Consider the following 19,596-nt stretch of genomic DNA (forward strand, 5'->3'; position numbering starts at 1 on the left):
TCATCGATGCGCCGGAGGTTATCAGTTAACTTTGTTAAGTGTAAATGCGGCGTACGCTGTCACCGCTTGGTTCACGGCGTGAACGCAGGTCGCCGCGAGCGGCCGGGAAGGACGGCGGCGGACGTGGACGCCAGACGCACCACGGTGCGCGACATGCGCCGGGCCAACCGGTCGGTCCTGCTGACCCGGATCTGGCTGGACGGCCCACTCAGCCGGCACGAACTGGGCCGGTCCACCGCGCTGAGCCTGGCCAGCGTCAGCAACCTGGTCGGCGAGATGATCAACGAGGGCCTGGTCGAGGAGGCCGGCTCGGTCGAGTCCGACGGCGGCCGCCCCCGCGTGCTGCTGCGCGTCGCGCCCGGCTACGGCTACCTCGTCGGCGCCGACGTCGGCGAGACCCGCGTCCAGGTGGAGTTGTTCGACCTGAGCATGACCGCGCTGGCCAAGGCGGAGTACCCGATCACCGCGGCCGATCCCGACCCCGGCCGGGTCGCCGCTCACCTGCGGCACGGCCTCGCCGCCGTCACCGAGCAGGCGGGCGTCGACCCGGCCGCCGTGCTCGGCTTCGGCGTCGCCGTCGCCGGCACCGTCGAGCGCACCGCCGACGCCGTGGTGCACGCCCAGACGCTCGGCTGGGACGGCGTCCCGCTCGGCGCGATGCTGCGCGCCGGCACCGACGTGCCGGTGCACGTGGACAACGGCGCGAAGACGCTCGGCCAGGCCGAGATGTGGTTCGGCGCCGGCCGCGGCGTCCGGCACGCGGTGGTCGCCCTGGTCGGCTCCGGCGTCGGCGCGAGCGTGGTCGCCGACGGCGTCGGCTACCGCGGCGCGCACAGCAGCGCCGGGGAGTGGGGCCACACCACCATCGTGTACGGGGGCCGCCGCTGCCGCTGCGGCAATCTCGGCTGCCTGGAGGCGTACGTCGGCGCGGAGGCGGTGCTGGACCGGTTCCGCCAGGCCAACCGGGGCCGCCCGGCGCCGGGCGCGGACGAGGAGACCGCCTTCGGTGAGCTGCTGCGCTCCACCGGCCGCACCGCCGCGAGGGTGGTCGACGAGACGGTCGGCTACCTGGGCGCCGGGGTGGCGAACCTGGTCAACCTGTTCAACCCGGAACGGGTGGTGCTCGGCGGCTGGGCCGGGCTGGCCCTGGGCGAACGGCACCTGCCCGCGATCCGCGAGGCGACCGCGCGGCACGCGCTGCGCCAGCCGTACGCGCAGACCTCGATCGAGCTGTGCCGGCTCGGACCGGACGCGGTCGCGATGGGCGCGGCCACCCTGCCGATGACCCGGCTGCTGCGCGACGGCGGCGTGCCCCGCGACCCGGCCACCCGCCCGGGCCCGGTGTGGGGGCCGGGCCGCCGTCACTGACCGGCCCGGCCCCACGCGGGCGTCAGCGCTGTCCGCGTACCCGCCGCACGGTGTCCCGGTACCACAGCGCGCTGCGCTTGGGGGTGCGGCGCTGCGTGTCGTAGTCCACCCGGACGATGCCGAACCGCTTGTCGTAGCCGTACGCCCACTCGAAGTTGTCCAGCAGCGACCAGGCGAAGTAGCCGCGCACGTCCGCGCCGGCGGCCCGGGCCCGGGCCACCGCCCGCAGGTGCTCGGTGAGGTAGCCGACCCGGTCGTCGTCGTTCACGAACCCGTCGGCGTCCGGCTTGTCGTCGAACGCGGCGCCGTTCTCGGTGATCACCATGGGCGTGCCCGGGTAGTCGCGGTGCAGCCGCACCAGCAGGTCGGTGAAGGACTCCGGCACGATCTCCCAGTCCATCGCGGTACGCGGCAGGTCGCGGCGGACCACCCGGCGTACCGGCCTGCCGTCGTCGTCGCGGTCGCGGCCCTGCTCGTCCACCCCGGAGTGCAGCTGCCCGAAGTAGTAGTTGACCCCGAGCACGTCGATCGGGGTGGCGATGACCTCCAGATCACCGTCCTGCACCGGGATCCGCACCCCCTCGGCGGCCAGGTCGGCCACCACGTCCTGCGGGTACTCCCCGCGCAGCACCGGGTCGAGATAGAGCCGGTTGGCCAGCCCGTCGGCGGCCCGCGCCGCGTCCCGGTCCGCCGCGCTGCCGGTCTCCGGGTCGGCCGTGGACAGGTTCAGCGTCAGGCCCAGCTCGATCGGGGACCGGGCCGCCTCCCGCAGCCGCCGCGTCGCCAGTCCGTGCCCGAGCAGCAGGTGGTGCGCCGCGGCGATGCCGTCGCCCAGGTTCCGCCGGCCCGGGGCGTGGTCGCCGTAGGCGTACCCGAGCATCGCCGAGCACCACGGCTCGTTGAGCGTGGTCCAGGTGCGGACCCGGTCGCCGAGCGCGGCGAAGACCAGCTCCGCGTAGTCGGCGAACCGGTACGCGGTGTCCCGGTCCGGCCAGCCGCCCGCGTCCTCGAGCTCCTGCGGCAGGTCCCAGTGGTACAGCGTCACCCACGGCTCGACGCCCCGGCCGAGCAGCTCGTCCACCAGCCGGTCGTAGAACGCCAGCCCGGCCACGTTGGCCGGACCACGCCCGCCCGGCTGCACCCGCGGCCAGGCCACCGAGAACCGGTACGTGTCCAGCCCCAGGTCCGCGATGAGTGCGACGTCCTGCGGCATCCGGTGGTAGTGGTCGCACGCCACGTCGCCGTTGTCACCGTTCGCGACAGCGCCCGGCACCCGGCAGAACGTGTCCCAGATGGACGGGGTGCGGCCGTCCTCGGCCACCGCGCCCTCGATCTGGTACGACGACGTCGCCACCCCCCACCGGAAGGCCGGCGGCAGCGTGTCGATCGGGTCCGGACCGGCCACTGGTGACGGGCGGGTGAGGTCGGTGTCCATGTCCATGGTTCTCCTCGCGGGTAGCGGGTGGTGGTGTCGGACGGGTCAGCGGGACAGGGGCGCGACGGCCGGGTGCAGCCGGCACGCGACGGCCCGCGCCGGGTCGTCGACGCGCGGCGCGCCGAGCACCGGCACCTGCTCGTCGCACCCGTCGAACGCCTTCGGGCAGCGGGGGTGGAACGCGCAGCCGGACGGCATCGCGCGCAGGTCCGGTGGGGAGCCGGGGATGCCGGTCAGCTCGCGGCGGGGACCGTGCAGCGCCGGGAACGAGTGCAGCAACCCCTCGGTGTACGGGTGCAGCGGCTCCCGGTACAGCCGGGCGGCGGGCGCCTCCTCGACGATCCGGCCGCCGTACATGATCGCGATCCGGTCGGAGAACTCGACCAGCAGCGACAGGTCGTGCGTGATGAACAGCACCGCGAAGCCGAGGCGTTCGCGCAGCTCGGCGAGCTGGCCGAGGATCTGCCGCTGCATCACCACGTCCAGCGCGGTGGTCGGCTCGTCCATGATGACCACCTGCGGTTCCAGCGCCAGCGCCATCGCGATCATGACCCGTTGCCGCATGCCGCCGGAGAGCTGGTGCGGGTAGCTGTCCAGCCGGTCGGCGGAGATGCCGACCAGGCGCAGCAGATCCTTCGCCCGGGCCAGCCGGCTCGCCGCCGTGCTCTTCGGCTCGTGCGCCCGGATCACGTCGAGGAGCTGGGTGGAGACCTTGTGCACCGGGTTGAGCGAGTTCATCGCGCCCTGGAACACGATCGACGTCTCCGCCCACCGGAACTCGCGCAGCTTCGCCGGGCTGAGCGTGAGCACGTCGACCGGCGGGCCGTCGGCCGGGTGGTAGATCACCTGACCGCCGCTGACCACGCCGGGCGGGGGCAGCAGCCGGGTCAGCCCGTACGCCAGCGTGGACTTGCCGCTGCCGCTCTCCCCGGCCAGGCCGAGCACCTCACCGCGGTGCAGCGTCAGGTCGACGTCGCGGACCGCGCGGACCGCGTCCGCTCCGACGCCGTAGTCGACGCACAGGCCGCGGATCTCCAGCACCTGGTCGCTCATGAGGTCGCGTCCTCTCGGATGGGGTCGGCCGGCCGCTGCATCGGGACCGGCGCCGGGTTCGGCGCGAGGACCGGGGTGAACCCGACGCGCATCGCGACCGCGCGGCCGTCGGCGGTGCGGATCCGGGTCCGGCCGCCGGTCCGCAGCCGGGGGCTGACGAACTCGTCGATGCCGAAGTTGATCAGCGCCAGCGCGGTGCCGAGCAGCGCGATGGCCAGGCCGGCCGGGACGAACCACCACCAGGCGCCCTGCGCCAGCGCCTGCTGCCCCTGCGCCCAGAACAGGATGGTGCCCCAGTTCCACGACGTCACCGACGAGACGCCGATGAACGCCAGGGTGATCTCCGACATCACCGCGAAGATGACGGTGCCGACGAAGCCGGAGGCGATGATCGCGGTCAGGTTGGGCAGGATCTCGAACCCGATGATCCGCCAGGTCCGCTCGCCGGTGGCCCGTGCGGCCTCGACGTAGTCGCGGCGGCGCAACGACAGCGTCTGGGCGCGCAGCACCCGGGCGCCCCACGCCCACGACGTGAGGCCGATGATGAGCGCCACGAGCGTGTCGCTGGCCTGGTCGACCAGGGACGTGACGATGATGATCAGCGGCAGCGCCGGGATCACCAGGAACACGTTCGACACCGCCGACAGGCCCTCGTCCGCCGCGCCGCCCAGGTAGCCGGCGGTCACGCCGATCAGGATGGACAGGATCGTGGCGAGCACGCCGGCGATCAGGCCCACCACCATCACGCTGCGCGCGCCGACCAGGATCTGGCTGAAGATGTCCTGCCCGAGGTGGGTGGTGCCGAACCAGTGCCGGGCCGAGGGCGCCTGGAGCACGTCGGCGCTGCGCGCGTCCGGGTCGTACGGCGCGATCCACGGCCCGATCACGGCCAGGAGCACGTACACCCCGAGGACGGCCAGGCCGGTCGCGGCCTTGGCGTTGGCGACGAAGCGGAACCGGCGGCGGCGGGCCCGGGCCGACGGCTGCGCCATCGCCCCCTGGCCGGGGATGACCTGCTCGATGCTGGACGGGGAGAGTGTCATCGCTCAGCTCTTTCGGGTCCGCGGGTCGAGGAGCAGGTACGCCACGTCGGCGAGCAGGTTCGCCACCAGCACCGAGATCGTGATGATCAGGAAGATGCCCTGCATCAGCGGGTAGTCCTTCGCGCCGACGGCCTGGAAGAGCTGGAACCCCAGACCCGGGTACGAGAAGACGATCTCCACGAGCAGCGTGCCGCCGACGATGAAGCCCAGCGACAGCGCGAACCCGGACACGTTGGGCAGCAGCGCGTTGCGCGCGGCGTAGCTGAGGGCCACCCGGCGCTCGGACAGCCCCTTGGCGTGCGCCACCGTGATGTAGTCCTCGCTGGCGACGGTGACCATCATGTTGCGCATGCTGAGGATCCAGCCGCTCATCGACGACACCAGGATCGTGGCGGCGGGCAGGATGCTGTGCTGGAGCGCGCTCGGGATGAAGTACGCGTCGAACGCCGGCACCAGACCCGGCTCGTAGCCGCCGGAGGACGGGAAGAAGCTGCCGGGCCCGGCGAACAGCGCGATCGCGACCAGGCCCAGCCAGAAGTACGGGATCGAGGAGAGGAACGTGGTGGCGGGCAGCAGCCCGTCGATCCACGAGCCGCGCCGCCAGCCCGCGCCCACGCCGAGCGCGGTGCCGAGCAGGAAGCTGACGATCGTGGTGACGCCGACCAGGCCGACGGTCCACGGCAGGCTGTTCCCGATCACCTCGGACACCGGCGCGGGGAAGAACGTGAACGACAGGCCCAGGTCGCCGCGCAGGAGTTGCCCCCAGTAGGCGACGTACTGCTCCCACAGCGAGCGGTCGGAGTCCAGCCCGAACAGCACCCGCAGCGACGCGACCGCGTCGGCGCTGATCCGGCCCTGGTTGCGGGAGATCAGCGACTGGACCGGGTCGCCCGGCACCATCCGCGGGATGAAGAAGTTGAGCGTGATCGCCGCCCAGGCGGTGAACAGGTAGAAGGCCACGCGTTGCAGCAGGAACCTCATCGGGCCGCCTCCGTCCCGGCCTGCTCCGCCCGCTCTGTCGTCTGCGCCCGCTCTGTCGTCTGCGCCCGCGCTGTCGTCTGTGCCCGCGCTGTCTTCTGCGTCTGCTCCGCTTCTTGCGCGGCGACGGTGTCCGCGTCGTACAGCCAGCACGCCGCCCAGTGCCCGGGCGCGTCGTCGACCGGGATCGGCGGCGGCAGGTCGGTGGCGCAGCGCGGCATCGCCGCCGGGCAGCGCGGGTGGAACCGGCAGCCGGCCGGCGGGCGGATCAGGCTGGGCGGCTCGCCGTGACCCCGCTCGCCCGCCGCCGCGCCGTCGCCGCCCGCGCCGGTGATCCGCTCCGGGTCCGGCGCCGACTCGATCAGCAACCGGGTGTACGGGTGAGCCGGGCGCTGGGTGACCGTCTCGCTGTCGCCGCCCTCGACCATCCGCCCGGCGTACATGACGATCGTCTCGTCGGCGAAGTAGCGGGCCGAGGCGATGTCGTGGGTGATGTAGAGGATCGCCAGGTCGAGCCGGTCCTTGAGGTCCTGGAGCAGGTTGAGCACGCCGAGGCGGATCGACACGTCGAGCATGGACACCGGCTCGTCGGCGAGCAGCACCTCGGGGTCGGCGCCGAGCGCCCGCGCGATCGCCACCCGCTGGCGCTGCCCGCCGGACAACTCGTGCGGGAACGCGTCGAGGTAGCGCTCCGGCGGGGTGAGCGCGACCCGGCTCAGCAGGTCGGCCAGCGCCTTGTCCAGCCCGTCCGGCCCGGTCCCGGCGTTGCCGTGGATGCGCAGCGACCGGGTCAGGTGGTAGCGGACGGTGTGCACCGGGTTCAGCGAGGCGAACGGGTCCTGCAGGATCAACTGCACCCGGCGCACGTACGCCCGGAACCGGCGCCCGCCGCGTACCCGGGTCGATCGGCCGTGCAGCCGGATGTCGCCGCCGGTGCGCGGGTAGAGCTGGGCCAGCAGCCGGGCGACCGTGGACTTGCCCGAGCCGGACTCACCGACCAGCGCTGTCACCCGGCCACGGCGCAGCGCGATCGTTACGTCGTCGACGGCGTGCACCACCGCCGGGGTGCGGGTGAGGAGGTCACGCAGCCGCCGGCGGACGGGGAAGTGCTTGGTCAGGCCGACGGCCTCCAGCACCACCTCGTCGGCCGGCGCCGGTGCGCTCTCGGTCAACGTCATGCCGAATTCCTGTCTGGGGTTGCCGGTAGCGAGGGGCGGGCGCCGCCGGCCCGGCCGGGCGATCGTGGCCGGGCCGGCGGCGCCGGGTCAGCCGTTGGCCGGCTTGAGGTGCAGCACCACGTCCACCGCGTTGGGCTGGGTGGGCTGGAGCGCGCCGTACGGGTTCGAGTCGTCCGGCCAGCCGGTCCAGTTCTTCGTGCTGTACGCGCCGCCGATGTTGTCCGCGCCCACCGGGATCATCGGCATCTGCTCGACGAAGATCTTCTGCAGGGTGCCCAGGGCGGTGGTGCGGGTGGCGTCGTCGGTGGCGTTGGCGTACGACACCAGCGCGTCGGTCGCCTCCTTGCTCTGGAACCGGCCGAAGTTACCGGCGGGCGAGGCGGTGCCGACCGGCTTGAGCACCCGGCCGTCCATGATGGTCCGGTAGATGTCGTACGGCGTGGCGCCGCTCTCGGTCCACCGGAACGTGGCCTCGAAGTTGCCCTGCTCGACGTTGCGGAACCAGGCGTCCTGGTTGGCCTTGTCGACGGTGGCCGCGATGCCGATCTTCGCCAGGTTGCCCTTCACGATCTCCAGGCTGGTCTGGTAGTCGGACCAGCCGGCCGGGTCGGTGAGCCGGATCGTGACCGGCTTGCCGCTGCGGTCCTTCAGCGTGTTGCCGTCGAGCTTGTAGCCGGCGCCGGTGAGCAACGCCTTGGCGCCCTCGACGTCGACCTTGTGCTCCTGGCCCTTGTACTCGGGCGCGATGAACGAGTCACCGGCCGGGCTGGGCAGGCCGGTCACGCTCTTGACCTCGGGGTGGAAGTAGCCGGCCTCGGCGGTGGTGAAGATGTCCGCCCGGTCGATGACCATGTTCATCGCCTTGCGCAGCGTCGGGTCGTCGAACGGCTTCTTCGTGGTGTTCAGGTAGAGGCCGTGGATGCCCAGCACCGGCGGTGCCCACATCTTGTGGTTCTTCTGGTCCTTGGCCACGAACACGGTCTGGTAGTTCGGGATGAAGACGAAACTCCACTCCGACTCGCCGTTCGCCAGCGCGGTGGTCTGCGCGCTGTTGTCGGTGTACGAGGTGTACCGCAGCTCCTTGACCTTCGGCGCGTCCTGCCAGTAGCCGCTGTCGCGGACCGCGAGGGTCATGCTCGCCGGGGTGAACGACTTCAGCGTGTACGGGCCGCTGCCGACCGGCTGCTTCACCGGGTCGGTCGCCGGGTCGGCGATCTTCTCCCACAGGTGCTTCGGCACGATCGGCACCCGCCACAGCACCTTCTGCTGGTTGACGAACTGCGGGCTGGCCATCGAGATGGTGACCTCGTTGCCGCTCGCGGTGGCGTCGGTGTACGGCACGCCCTGGTCGTTGAGGGCCGGGAACTTCTTCACCAGGTTGTAGGTGAAGGCGACGTCCTCGGCGGTGACCTTCTGCCCGTCGGACCAGGTGGCGTTCTCCCGGATGGTCACCTTGACCGTCTTGTAGTCGGCCGACCACTCGGCCTTGGTGGCCAGCCACGGCTTGAACGGCTCGGCCGGCTTGACCGGGTTCCACATCATCAGCGGCTCGTAGATCTGCCACCGGTAGCCGAGCGACGCGGCGGCCGAGGTGGTGAGGAACGGGTTGTTGTTCTCCGCCTGCGGGCCGTTGGGCATGCCGACGTTCAGCACGGTAGCGGCCTGGCCGCTCTTCTTGTTCGCGTTCGGACTGTCGCCGCAGGCGGCGGCGCCGGTGACCATCGCGCCGGCCAGCGCGAGGGCGAGGAGTTGCCGTCTTCTCATGGAGGTCTCCCTCGGTGGTCCCGCATTCCTCGGGCGGGATGTGGTGGATGGAGGGTGTGCGGTGGTGCCACCGGCGGGCGGGCCCGCCGGTGTGGTCGCCGGGTGCGGCGGGACGGGGTCAGGTGACGCGGGCGCCCGTCGGCACCCGCGCGTGTCCGGTCGGGTTGCTGGTGTTCTCGCCTGCGCCCGTCGAGTCGCGGACGGTGAAGCCGGTGGGGATGACGGTCGGGGTGTCCGGCAGCGGGGTTCCGGTGAGGTGGCCGATGAGCAGGCGGGCGGCGGCCGTGCCCATCTCCCGCAGGGGCTGGCGCACGGAGCTCAGCGGCGGGTGGGTGTGCCCGGCCAGCGGCAGGTCGTCGAAGCCGACCACCGCCACGTCCTGCGGGACGCGCCGCCCGGCGTCGCGCAGCGCCTGCAACGCCCCGGCCGCCGACAGGTCGTTGTGGGCGAAGACGGCGTCGAACGGTACGCCGTCGGCGAGCAGCCGCCGCACCGCCGCGCGCCCGCACTCGAAGGTGAAGTCGCCCTCCACCACCCGGTCCGGCTCGATGGGTACGCCCGCGTCGGCGTAGGCGCCGGCGAACCCGGCGAGCCGTTCCCGGGTGCAGCCGAACTGACGCAGGCCGGTGATGACGAGCGGCCGCCGCCGGCCGAGCGCCAGCAGGTGCGTGGCGGCGGCCCGCGCGCCCTCCTCGTTCGTGGTCCGTACCGACGGGAAGCCGGGCTGGTGGCCCCGGTCGTCGATGAGGATGACCGGCAGGCCGCGCCGGTGCAGCTCGGTGATGTAGTCCAGCGTCCCCTCGGGTTCGACCACGAGCAGGCCGTCGAACGACTTGGCCGAGACCTGGGAGGCGAACCGGCGCATCGACTCGTCGCCGTGGGTGCAGGTGAACAGCAGCATGCCGTAGCCGGCCGCCTCGACCACGTCGGCCGCGCCCTGCAGGACCTCGCCCATCCAGGGCCAGGTCAGCGCCGGCACCAGCATCCCGACCACCCGGGTACGCCCCCGGGCCAGGCCCACCGCGCGGGCGCTCGGCACGTACCCGAGGTCGCTGATCACGGCGCGGACCCGGTCGGCGGTGCGCACGTGCACCTCGCCCTTGCCGTTGAGCACCCGGGAGACCGTCGTCTTGCTCACCCCGGCGCGGGTGGCGACGTCGGCGATGGTGATCGGCACGTGACGCTCCCGGGTCGCAGGGATGAGCGGGGTGTTTCGGAACCGGTTGCGGAAGCGGTTCCGTGGCAGTCAACCCAAGTGGCGCGGCTCACGTCAATCACAGACGGATAACGATGCACTGCTAAGTTCGAGCCATGAAAAAAGCATCCGGGCTGCGAGTCCGCCGATCACGGCGATGAGCAGGGTCGATGCCTTCCGGCCCGGCCCGCGTATCTCCGAAGTGGAGGTTCAGGGGCGGGCGTACACGTCGCCGGAGTTGGCCTCGTCCGGCAGCGCGCCCAGGTACGCGGCCACCTCGGCGGCCGGGCGCCAGCCGGGCAGCGCGAACTCCATCTCGTCGCCGACCGCCACCGTGAACCGGGTGAAGCCGAGCGCGGTGAGCCGGTCCAGGCAGCGCGCCGCCGCCACCCGGGCGATGGTGGTGAACTCGAACGACAACGCGGGGACCGGCCGGCTCAGCCCGGCCAGCACGGCGTCCTCGAAGCCCTCCACGTCGATCTTCACGAACGCCGGTACGCCGTACGCGCCCACGAGCGCGTCCAGCGTGGTGCCGGGCACCTCGATCTGCGCGTCCCAGGTCTCGCCGGCCCAGCCGGGCGCCCCGTCGGCGGCGCGGACGAACCCGGGGGAGGCGGTGGAGACCGTCGGGTTGGCCGAGTTGACGTGCAGCCGCACCGGCCCGGCGGTACGCCCGCACGCCGCCTCCACCACGGTCACCGCGTCGTCGCCCGCGTACACCTCGCGCAGCACCCGGGCGCACAGCGGCTGCGGCTCGACCGCCACCACTGTCGCGCCGAGACGGCGGAAGCTGCCCAGCCGGTCGCCCACGTGCGCGCCGACGTCGAAGACCAGGTCACCGGCGCGGACCAGCGGGGCGTAGAACGCGTCGAGGGCCGCGGCGCGGGCCGGGTCGCCGTGGTAGAACTCCAGCGACCGGCGCAGGCCGGACATCGCCGGGTCCGCCTTGAGCGTCTCGATCACTCCGTCCCGCACGCCTTCGACGCTAGCGAGCGCCGCGTTGGTACGAGCCGCATTCGCATCCTTCCCGCCGCCGAGGTTTGGGCGGTCACCCCATCCTCCTAGGATGCTCTAGGGGTGGTGAGGGCGGTCGCTCACGTGGCAACGCCGATTCCTCGCCGCGAACGGGGATCTGGCCGCCGCGAGACTGGCCCTCCCCGCGACGGCTGGGCCTCATCGCGGCTACGCCGCCGGCGTTCGCCGGTTCAGACGTGCGCCTTCGGGCTCGCGGTTGACGGCCCGCGAGATCTTGGTACGAGAAGGCCCTCGGAGGGGCCACTTCGTACCAAGATCTTCACTACCTCCCGCCGCGCGGGACACTGATCCCAGTTGCCGAGATCATGGCGGGTGTCTTCGGCCGCAACCGTCAAGTCGCCGCGTGACCGTGGTGGGAGTGGAACGCCATGGGTGTCAAAGACGGCCGGAGACACCCATGGCGTTCCAGTGGCCGGTCGATCCCCCGTGGCGGGGAAGGGTGGACGGCCGGGGCAGGGGATCGGCGGGCGGACGGTTGGTCCGTCAGCCGCGCCGACGGTCGGCCCGTCAGCCGCGCCGACGGTCGACGGTCAGCCGCGCCTGTTACCGGCGGGCAGCGGTGCCGGCCGACGGCCGTCAGCCGGCACGGTGAGGTGGGCGGCCCGCCGGTGCGGTTACGGGGTTTCGACGACCTCCTGGCCGAGCGGCCACAGCGCCGCCGGGACCAGCTTGAAGTTGGCCACCCCGAACGGGATGCCGATGATCGTCAGGCAGAGCGCGATGCCGGCGAGGATGTGCGACAGGGCCAGCCACCAGCCGGCCAGCACCAGCCAGAGCACGTTCGCCAGTCCGGAGGGGAGCCCGGCGCCCGGCTTCGACACGAGGGTGCGGCCGAACGGCCACAGCGAGTACGAGGCCAGCCGCAGCGAGGCGACGCCGAAGGGAATGGTGACGACGAGGACGAAGCAGATCAGGGCGGCGATGCCGTAGCCGAGGGCCAGGACGAAGCCGCCGCCGAAGACGAGCCACAACAGGTTCAGCAGAAAGCGGATCACCACTCCATGGTCGCTCGCGCGGGCAAGCCCGCCAACGCCGCCCGTGCGCGAGCAGCGCCGCCACCGACGAGACGACGCCGCCCGGTCCGCCAGGACCGTCGCCACTGGGAAGACATGCACCGTTCAGCAGCGCCCGCCACGTCGCGGCCGACACCGCCCAGCGCCGGCCGCGCCGCCACCACGTAGACCGACGTCGCTCAGCGCGTCAACAGCGCCGCCACCACGTAGACCGACGTCGCTCAGCGCGTCAACAGCGCCGCCACCACGTAGACCGACGTCGCTCAGCGCGTCAACAGCGCCGCCACCACGTAGACCGACGTCGCTCAGCGCGTCAACAGCGCCGCCACCACGTAGACCGACGTCGCTCAGCGCGTCAACAGCGCCGCCACCACGTAGACCGACGTCGCTCAGCGCGTCAACAGCGCCGCCACCACGTGCGCCGTCGCCGGATGCGCGGCGACCAGCACCGGCGCCGCCTCGTCCGGTGCAGTGCCGTCGTCGTCGACCGGCTGCCATTCGCCGGTGCAGCCCAGCAGCGCGGCCACCGCGTCGACCGCCTCCGGATGGGCCACCAGCAGACCGTGTACCGGACCCGTCGCCGCGGCCGCCGCGGGTGCGCTGGACGGGGCGGGCCCGGCGGCCCACGGTGGTGTCCAGGCGTCAAGGGCCGCCAGCGTGGCGGGGAACGTGCGTTCCGCCTCCCGGACCAGCAGCGGCACCAGCTCCGGGCCGTGCTCGCGCAGCGTGGTGATCAGCGTCGGCAGCCAGGGCAGCAGCACCGGGTCGGGCAGCCCGGCGAACGCGGCGGACATGGTCTCGACCACGAACGGCGCGAGCCCGGGCACCGGTTCGAGCGCGTGCACGAAGCCGGACAGGTACTGCGGGAACGCGGGCACCACGAGCGGGTTGGCCAACAGCTCGGCGCACTGGTCGCGCAGCCGCGCCAGGGGCAGCAGGCCGAGCTGGTGCCGGGCGGCCCAGAGCAGCGCCAGTTTGGCGGGCGCCTCCGGGTGGGCCTGCGCGACCGCCAGTTCGAGCTGGGAACGGTCGCAGCCCAGCGACAGCGCCAGGCTCTCCATGCTGAACAGGAAGCCGAGCATCGCGCCGACCTGCCGGACGCCGGTGGCCTCGTCGACGAACGCGGTGGGCAGCAGCGTGCAGTAGTGGGCGTACCCGGTGGTGACGAACGCCCGGCACCACGCGGGCAGCGCCGGCGCGGTGGTGCGGTGGTGAGCGAGCAGCCGGCGGATGCGGCGCAGCACCTCCGGCGCGTCGTCCACAGTGCGTTCGGCGGCGAGCAGCTCCACCGCCCGCGCGCCGAGTTCGTCGACCAGTCGGGGGCTGTCCAGCAGGCGGATGGCGTCCTCCACGGCGGCCAGCGCGCGGGCGGCGGTCGCGTCCGGGCCGCGTACCGCCCGGCGTAACCGCTGTTCCAGCACCTGCTCGACGGTGACGCCCTCGTATCCCAGCTCGATGAGCGCGCGCTGGTTGCGGCCGAGCGCGAGATCCCAGCTCTCCTGCTCGGAGCGGTGACCGAGGCGGCGCTCGCCCATGATCGGGCGGACCGCGTCGGCGGGCAGCAGGTGCCGCAGCATCCACAGCAGGTCGGAGCAGGACGCAAGCGCCGGGTCGGCGCGCAGGTCGAGCAGCGCCCGCTGGACGGTACGCCGTTCCAGGTCGAGGCCGAGTGGGCGGAGCCGGTCGAGGACGTCGCGGGCCAGCGGCGGCAGTGAGTCGTAGCCGACCTGGCCGACGCGGTCGCCGCCGAGCAGGATCTCGCAGAGCCGGCGGACGTCGCGCCGGCCGGGCACCACGTCCTTCTCGATGCAGGTGACAGCGGCGTCGGCGAAGTCGTACGGCGTGGGCCGGGCGCGGTTGCGCAGGTTCGCCAGCAGGATCGACGTCTCGAACACCGCGATCGCGTCGGCGGTGCTGGCGAGGTAGCCGTTGCGGCGGGCCAGCCGGACGATGTCGACGCACCAGCCGCGCAGCTCGGCCTCGTCCAGTTCGCCGAGGACGGGCGGGGCGGCGAGGAATCCGCTGAGCCGGTCGGTGGCCGGGCCGGCCGGGGCCGGTGCGGCGGCGCGGGAGCGGCGGCCCTTCTTCTCGGTACGCTGCCCGGCCAGCCGGTACGGAGTGAGCCGGGTGCGGGTGAGCGCTGCCGTCCAGTTGGCGGCGGCGATGGACACGGTGCCCGGGGCCAGGCCGAACTGCGCCTCGATGGCCGAGTGGCTGGACGGGATGAGGCCGTAGCGCCAGCGGGTGCTGGTGCGCGGGCTGATCGGGAAGTCCGGGGCGGTCGAGTCGAGGCCGAACTGTTCGACCCGGCTGGCGGCGTGGAAGGCGCCGCAGACGTAGAGGCAGTCGGCCGGGTCGGCGCCCGTGGCGGTCAGGTGCTGCCGCATCCGGGTCCACATGTACCGTTCGCGGTCCTCGTCGCGTTCGTCGCGGGCGGACCGGGACGGGCGCAGCCGCCGGAACAGGCTGCCGATCAGCACCATGACCTGCCGGTAGGTGTCGTGGTCGGCGTCGGCGAGCGGCCGTTCGACGTACTGGTCCCACCATTCCGACCAGTGGCGCACCTTGCCGTGGTGCAGCAGGTGGGCCTCCAGTTCGGCGAACCGGGGGCGCAGGTCGCCGATCTCCACGCCGACCGCGTCGCCGTGCAGTCCCGCGTCCTCGTCCGAGGTCGGAGCGTCGGAGCTCCGCTCGGGGCCGGTGTCGTCACGGTGGGTCCACTGGAAGACGTGGTCGGTGGAGCGGTCCACGAGCACCAGCTCCACGCCGGGGGTGTCCAGGGCGTACGCGATGGCCTGGTATTCGGCGGACGCCTCGGTGATCGGCGCGACCACGCTCAGCGGGCTCCACTCGGCGGGGAAGCCGTCGAGTTCGGTGGCGAACGCCTGCACCGCGACCGGCAGGCGGCAGTTGCGCAGCTCGTCGAGCAGCGGGCGCAGGTCCTCGCACAGCTCCAGGTAGATCACCTTGGGTGGCCGGGCGCGCAGCCGTCGCGCCATGGCCAGCGCCGACGCGGGGGAGTGGTGGCAGACCGGGAAGATCTCCAGCCGTTCGCGCAGCGCCCGGTCGACGTCGTCGACCATCCCGGCGAGGATGCCGGCGAGCGCGTCCGGGGAGCCGGCGAACGCGGCGGCGGCGTCGGTGAGCTGCTCGCGCAGCGGTCCGAACAGGCCGGTGGGTGCGGGCGCGGTCATGACAGCGACGCGATCGCCTGGCGGCCGCCGTCGAGGAAGCCCTTCCAGTCGCCGCCGTCGGCCTTGGCGCGGGGTTCGACCACGCCGTGCAGGTACTTGTTGAGGATGGCCAGGTCCTCCGGGGCGCGGCGGGCCAGTGAGCCCATCAGCGAACCGGCGAGCGTCTGGGCGCGCAGGGTGCGGTCGCCGAAGAACTGGCTGTGCAGGATCGCGTCCTCCAGCACGCCGATCTGCTCGGCGGTGGACAGCGCCGACTCCAGCTTCTCGTCGTCGCTGGTGGCGGCGGACGCGGCGGCGCGCAGGTCGGCGAAGCTCTGGAGCAGGATGTCGAGCAGGGTGGGCGGCACGTCGAGTTCGATGCGGTGCCGGCGCAGCAGTTCCTCGGTGCGGAAGCGGACGATCTCGGCCTCGCTGCGCTTGTTGGTGACCACCGGGATGCGGACGAAGTTGAACCGCCGCTTCAGCGCGGAGGAGAGGTCGTTGACGCCCCGGTCGCGGCTGTTGGCGGTGGCGATGATCGAGAAGCCGGGCTTGGCGAAGACGATGTTGTCGTGGTCCAGCTCGGGGATGGAGACGTACTTCTCGGACAGGATCGAGATGAGCGCGTCCTGGACGTCGCTGGTGGAGCGGGTCAGCTCCTCGAACCGGCCGATCACGCCCTGCTCCATCGCGGTCATGATGGGGGAGGGGATCATCGAGTCGCGGGACTGGCCGCGGGCGATGACCATGGAGACGTTCCACGAGTACTTGATGTGGTCCTCGGTGGTGCCGGCGGTGCCCTGCACGACGAGCGTGGAGTTGCGGCAGATCGCGGCGGCGAGCAGCTCGGCGAGCCAGCTCTTGCCGGTGCCCGGGTCGCCGATGAGCAGCAGGCCGCGGTCGGAGGCGAGCGTGACGATGCTGCGTTCGACGAAGCTGCGGTCGCCGAACCACTTCTGCGGGATCTCCCGGTCGAGGCCGTCGGCGCGTTCGGAGCCGAGGACGAACAGGCGGACCATGCGGGGGCTCAGCCGCCAGGAGAACGGCTTCGGCCCGGTGTCGACGGATTCCAGGTAGGCCAGCTCGTCGGCGTACTTGGCCTCGGCGGGGGCGCGGAGCATGTCGGACATCAGGGGTGCTCTCCTAGGTGAGGAAGTTCTTCAGCTCGACGACGAGCTTGCGGATGTGGCCGGAGATGACGGGGGTGCCGAGGTCCTTGAAACGCTGCCGGAACCAGGGGTTGACGCTCTGGTGGCCGGAGCTGTTGACCGAGCCGACCGGGATGAACCTGACTCCGGAGCGGTGCACGGCCTCGATGCCGTCGAACAGCGGCTGGGACCTGTCGAACTCGTAGAAGTCGGAGATCCAGACCATGACCGTGTTGCGCGGCTCGACGATCTTGGGGCGGGCCAGGGCCATGGCGACCGGACCGTCGTTGCCGCCGCCGAGGTTGGTGCGCAGCAGCACCTCGAACGGGTCGTGCACCCACGGGGTGAGATCCAGCGCCCGGGTGTCGTACGCGATCAGGTGCACGTCCACCTTGGGCAGCCCGGCGAAGATCGAGGCGAGGATGGTGCAGTTGACCATAGAGTCGACCATCGAGCCGGACTGGTCGACCACCACGATCAGTCGCGACGGGGTGGTCCGCCGGGCCGTCTGCCGGTAGTAGAGCCGGTCGACGTAGAGGCGCTCGTCGTCCGGGCTCCAGTTGGTCAGGTTCTGCCAGATGGTGCGGTCCAGGTCGAGGTTGCGGTAGACCCGCTTCGGCGGTATCGACCTGTCGACGGTGCCGACCGTGGCCTGCGCGACCTGGGTGCGCAGCACCTCGGCGACCTGGTCGACGTACCGGCGGATCAGCGACTTGGCGTTTGCCAGCGCCACCCCGGACAGGTTGGACTTGTCCCGCAGGAGCTGCTCGATCAGCGACATGCTCGGGGTCAGCCGGGCGGCCAGCGCCGGGTCGGCGAGCACCTCGCGCAGCCGCATCCGGGCGACGAGGTCGCCTTCCAGCCCGGCGAGCGTGGCGCCCAGGCCGGTGCCCTCGCGGCGCAGCTCACCGGCCTGCGCCCCGCACGCCTGCTCGAACCAGCCGGCGTCGGCCTGCCAGCGGGCGAGCTGCCCGGCGCTGACCTCGCCGCCGCCGGTGGCGAAGACGTTGAGCAGCAGCTTGGACGCCAGCGCCGCGCGGCGTACCTCGGTCTCGGCCGGCTGGAACGGCCCGGCGGTGGTGTCGTCGCCGGGGGTGAGCAGGCCGCGCAGCTCGCCGGCCAGCGCCGGGAAGCGCTGGACGACGGTGTCGACGGAGACGGCCGGGTCGAGCAGCGCGGCCGGCAGGCCGAGGTCGTCGACGACGGCGACGCTCGCCGACTCCAGGCCGGGTTGCTCGTCGGGGCTGAACAGGCGGGCGAGCAGCCGCCAGTAGAGCACCTGGCGGCGGTTGGCGTGGGTCCGGTCGTCGGTCATCGGCGCAGCAACCGTCCCGCGCGTTCGCGCAGCACGGCCACGGCGTCGCCCGCCTTGGCCTCGGCCTTCGCCGTCTTCGGGTCGGTGACGCCGCACGCCCAGTCGCCGTTGTGCGCCTCGACGGTCTGCTTCCTGACGGTGGCCCGGACCGCGAGGGGTTGCAGCAGCCAGCGGCCGTCGTCCCAGCGGAGCAGGCCCAGGCAGGCGGTGGAGGCGGCGACGAGCGCCGGGGTGAGCGGACCGGCGGCGGGCAGCCGGCCGGTGGCCAGGTGCAGGGGCCGGCCGTCGAGGTCGAGCGCCGGGGCGCCGTCGTCGTCGCGGACGGTGTAGCCCTCGACCAGGACCGGTTCGGCGATCGCGGCGGGGTGGCGCAGCAGCGGCGCTGTCGCGGCGGCGGTGGCGCCGGCGAGCCGAACCCGGGCGGTGGCGAACGGGTCGGCCGGCTCGCCGAGCGTGGCCCGCTCCTCGGCCCAGCGCAGGTCCGCGCCGTGGGCGGTCAGGTCGGTGACGGTGATCGCCCGCCGTTGGGCCAGGGCGGTGAGCAGGATCGGGTACGCCTCCAGCAGCCGCCAGCCGGCCGGGCCGACGATGGTGGCGACCTTCGCCGCGACCACTGTGACCCGGACCAGCCGGACCGTGCCGCCGCCGGCCGGTTCGAGCAGCGCGTGCACCTGCGCCTGGAACGCGGTGTCATGTTCGTGCACGTCGACGCCGAGGGGCAGCAGCCGTCCGGAGACCGGCTCGCCGGGCGCGGTCTCGCCGTGCGCGCCGTGGCTGAGCAGGACGGCGCGGGTCCACAGGTCGGCCCACCGGCGGGCGGGCACCTGCGGCAGGGCCGCCACCGGCAGGGCGGCGCGCAGCTCGGCGGCGAGGCCGTCGAGCAGCACCGCGATGCGGCGCAGTGCCGGTTCGGCGAGCGCGGCCTCGACCGGCGCGGCGGCGCCGGACAGCAGTTCGTGGTCGGCGCCGCGCCAGCCGGCGAGTGCCAGCTCGTGCAGCCAGGCTCGTGCGCCGGCCAGGGCGGGGAGGGAGGCGGCCGGGGCGTCGGGCGCGGCGGCCCACGGGACGCGGGACCGGCCGAGCGCCGTGTCGAGGCGGTCGAGCAGGGCGTCGTGTGCGGCGCCGAGCAGCGCGCAGCGGGCCCCGGCGAGGGCGGCCAGGTGGTCCTCGGTGAGCGCGCCGGTGCGCACCGCGCCGGCCGCCTCGGTGACGCGGGCGGCCAGCGGGGTGCCGCCGACCGCGCCGGCCAGCGCGGCCCAGGCGGCGGCGGCCGGCTCGTCGAGGCGGGCCAGGCCGGCGGTGAGCGTGTCGTCGGCACCGTCGACGACGGCGAGCGTCTCGGCCAGCGCGGGGATCGCCCCGTCGTGGAGCTGCGTGAACTGCGCGGCGAGCATCAGCGCACCCCCGCGCCGGCCGGGAACCAGTGCAGCTCCGGCACCGCTGCCGTGTCGGCCGGGACCTCGAGGTAGGCCAGGTGGCGCAGGAAGCGGCTGAACACCACGGCGGCCGGGCCCGGCTCGTGCCGCGCGTCGGTGCGGGCCAGCAGGGCGGTGCCGCTGTCGACGCCGTCGCCCACGTCGACGCGCAGGTAACGGGCGACCTGCTCGGCGCCGTACTGGAGGACCGCCTCGTCGGCCAGCGCGTGCAGGTGCTTGCAGAGCATGCTGCCGCGCAGGCCGCCGCAGGGCCGGTTGTTGTTCGTGCTGCAGTTGACCGCGTGCGTGCCGGCGGTCACCGAGGAGACGTAGACCCGCTCCACGTCGGAGCCGCTGGACACCACCCCCTGCAACCGCCCGTCGGCCAGCTCCACGAAGGGCACCTTGGCCAGCTTGCGGGCCCGCGCCGGCGGCGCCACCCGCAGCACGCTGCGTCGTCGCCACGAGGCGTCCGTCGCCTCC

General features: G+C 73.1%; 15 protein-coding genes. 1 reads left to right on the forward strand and 14 read right to left on the reverse strand.

What is annotated here, in order from left to right:
• Positions 1 to 123: 123 nt before the first annotated feature.
• Entirely contained in the window at positions 124 to 1,368 is a 1,245-nt protein-coding gene (locus V6U82_RS20095) for an ROK family transcriptional regulator (protein WP_334463416.1), read from the forward strand.
• Between the two features lie 22 nt (positions 1,369 to 1,390).
• On the opposite strand, the gene V6U82_RS20100 is transcribed toward V6U82_RS20095, so the two are convergent.
• The 14 genes from V6U82_RS20100 to V6U82_RS20165 form a co-directional block, all read right to left on the reverse strand.
• Entirely contained in the window at positions 1,391 to 2,803 is a 1,413-nt protein-coding gene (locus V6U82_RS20100; protein WP_334463478.1) for a GH1 family beta-glucosidase, read from the reverse strand.
• A 45-nt stretch (positions 2,804 to 2,848) separates the two neighbouring features.
• Positions 2,849 to 3,856 carry an ABC transporter ATP-binding protein gene (locus V6U82_RS20105; RefSeq protein ID WP_334463418.1) on the reverse strand — a complete coding sequence of 336 codons (1,008 nt, stop codon included), beginning with the start codon at positions 3,854 to 3,856 and terminating at the stop codon, positions 2,849 to 2,851.
• Positions 3,853 to 4,899, reverse strand: a complete 1,047-nt coding sequence (locus V6U82_RS20110; protein ID WP_181726690.1) for an ABC transporter permease — start codon at positions 4,897 to 4,899, stop codon at positions 3,853 to 3,855. The genes V6U82_RS20105 and V6U82_RS20110 overlap by 4 nt, the downstream gene beginning before the upstream one ends.
• A 3-nt stretch (positions 4,900 to 4,902) precedes the next feature.
• On the reverse strand, positions 4,903 to 5,880 hold the full coding sequence (locus tag V6U82_RS20115) for an ABC transporter permease (protein ID WP_128138332.1): 978 nt from the start codon (positions 5,878 to 5,880) through the stop codon (positions 4,903 to 4,905).
• The gene (locus V6U82_RS20120; RefSeq protein WP_334463420.1) at positions 5,877 to 7,055 is read right to left on the reverse strand and encodes an ABC transporter ATP-binding protein; all 1,179 of its coding nucleotides are present in this window, start codon (positions 7,053 to 7,055) and stop codon (positions 5,877 to 5,879) included. Before V6U82_RS20120 ends, V6U82_RS20115 begins: the two co-directional genes overlap by 4 nt.
• Positions 7,056 to 7,142: 87 nt before the next feature.
• Positions 7,143 to 8,819: an ABC transporter substrate-binding protein gene (locus V6U82_RS20125; protein WP_334463422.1), complete on the reverse strand. Its 1,677-nt coding sequence runs from the start codon at positions 8,817 to 8,819 to the stop codon at positions 7,143 to 7,145.
• A 118-nt stretch (positions 8,820 to 8,937) separates the two neighbouring features.
• Positions 8,938 to 9,996 (reverse strand): LacI family DNA-binding transcriptional regulator, encoded by a 1,059-nt coding sequence (locus V6U82_RS20130; protein WP_334463424.1) that lies wholly within the window; start codon positions 9,994 to 9,996, stop codon positions 8,938 to 8,940.
• Positions 9,997 to 10,224: 228 nt separating this feature from the next.
• Entirely contained in the window at positions 10,225 to 10,947 is a 723-nt protein-coding gene (locus tag V6U82_RS20135; RefSeq protein ID WP_181726699.1) for an FkbM family methyltransferase, read from the reverse strand.
• 716 nt (positions 10,948 to 11,663) lie between these two features.
• Positions 11,664 to 12,044, reverse strand: coding sequence for a YccF domain-containing protein (locus tag V6U82_RS20140; RefSeq protein WP_334463426.1), 381 nt, complete (start codon positions 12,042 to 12,044; stop codon positions 11,664 to 11,666).
• A gap of 407 nt (positions 12,045 to 12,451) precedes the next feature.
• Positions 12,452 to 15,256 (reverse strand): hypothetical protein, encoded by a 2,805-nt coding sequence (locus V6U82_RS20145; RefSeq protein ID WP_334463428.1) that lies wholly within the window; start codon positions 15,254 to 15,256, stop codon positions 12,452 to 12,454.
• Positions 15,253 to 16,365, reverse strand: a complete 1,113-nt coding sequence (locus V6U82_RS20150) for an AAA family ATPase (RefSeq protein WP_334463430.1) — start codon at positions 16,363 to 16,365, stop codon at positions 15,253 to 15,255. The genes V6U82_RS20145 and V6U82_RS20150 overlap by 4 nt, the downstream gene beginning before the upstream one ends.
• A gap of 13 nt (positions 16,366 to 16,378) precedes the next feature.
• Positions 16,379 to 17,698 (reverse strand): vWA domain-containing protein, encoded by a 1,320-nt coding sequence (locus V6U82_RS20155; RefSeq protein ID WP_334463432.1) that lies wholly within the window; start codon positions 17,696 to 17,698, stop codon positions 16,379 to 16,381.
• Positions 17,695 to 19,092, reverse strand: a complete 1,398-nt coding sequence (locus V6U82_RS20160) for a hypothetical protein (protein WP_334463435.1) — start codon at positions 19,090 to 19,092, stop codon at positions 17,695 to 17,697. The genes V6U82_RS20155 and V6U82_RS20160 overlap by 4 nt, the downstream gene beginning before the upstream one ends.
• Positions 19,092 to 19,562: a hypothetical protein gene (locus V6U82_RS20165; protein ID WP_334463480.1), complete on the reverse strand. Its 471-nt coding sequence runs from the start codon at positions 19,560 to 19,562 to the stop codon at positions 19,092 to 19,094. The genes V6U82_RS20160 and V6U82_RS20165 overlap by 1 nt, the downstream gene beginning before the upstream one ends.
• Between the last annotated feature and the right edge of the window lie 34 nt (positions 19,563 to 19,596).

Origin of the sequence: Micromonospora sp. CPCC 205554 (assembly GCF_036902745.1) — a bacterium.
Taxonomy (GTDB): Bacteria; Actinomycetota; Actinomycetes; order Mycobacteriales; family Micromonosporaceae; genus Micromonospora; species Micromonospora tulbaghiae.

Coding starts and splice junctions, on each gene's coding strand:
- V6U82_RS20100 (WP_334463478.1), bottom strand. CDS start 2,803: ATGGACACCGACCTCACCCGCCCGTCACCAGTGGCCGGTCCGGACCCG.
- V6U82_RS20105 (WP_334463418.1), bottom strand. CDS start 3,856: ATGAGCGACCAGGTGCTGGAGATCCGCGGCCTGTGCGTCGACTACGGC.
- V6U82_RS20110 (WP_181726690.1), bottom strand. CDS start 4,899: ATGACACTCTCCCCGTCCAGCATCGAGCAGGTCATCCCCGGCCAGGGG.
- V6U82_RS20115 (WP_128138332.1), bottom strand. CDS start 5,880: ATGAGGTTCCTGCTGCAACGCGTGGCCTTCTACCTGTTCACCGCCTGG.
- V6U82_RS20120 (WP_334463420.1), bottom strand. CDS start 7,055: ATGACGTTGACCGAGAGCGCACCGGCGCCGGCCGACGAGGTGGTGCTG.
- V6U82_RS20125 (WP_334463422.1), bottom strand. CDS start 8,819: ATGAGAAGACGGCAACTCCTCGCCCTCGCGCTGGCCGGCGCGATGGTC.
- V6U82_RS20135 (WP_181726699.1), bottom strand. CDS start 10,947: ATGTCCGGCCTGCGCCGGTCGCTGGAGTTCTACCACGGCGACCCGGCC.
- V6U82_RS20145 (WP_334463428.1), bottom strand. CDS start 15,256: ATGACCGCGCCCGCACCCACCGGCCTGTTCGGACCGCTGCGCGAGCAG.
- V6U82_RS20150 (WP_334463430.1), bottom strand. CDS start 16,365: ATGTCCGACATGCTCCGCGCCCCCGCCGAGGCCAAGTACGCCGACGAG.
- V6U82_RS20155 (WP_334463432.1), bottom strand. CDS start 17,698: ATGACCGACGACCGGACCCACGCCAACCGCCGCCAGGTGCTCTACTGG.
- V6U82_RS20160 (WP_334463435.1), bottom strand. CDS start 19,092: ATGCTCGCCGCGCAGTTCACGCAGCTCCACGACGGGGCGATCCCCGCG.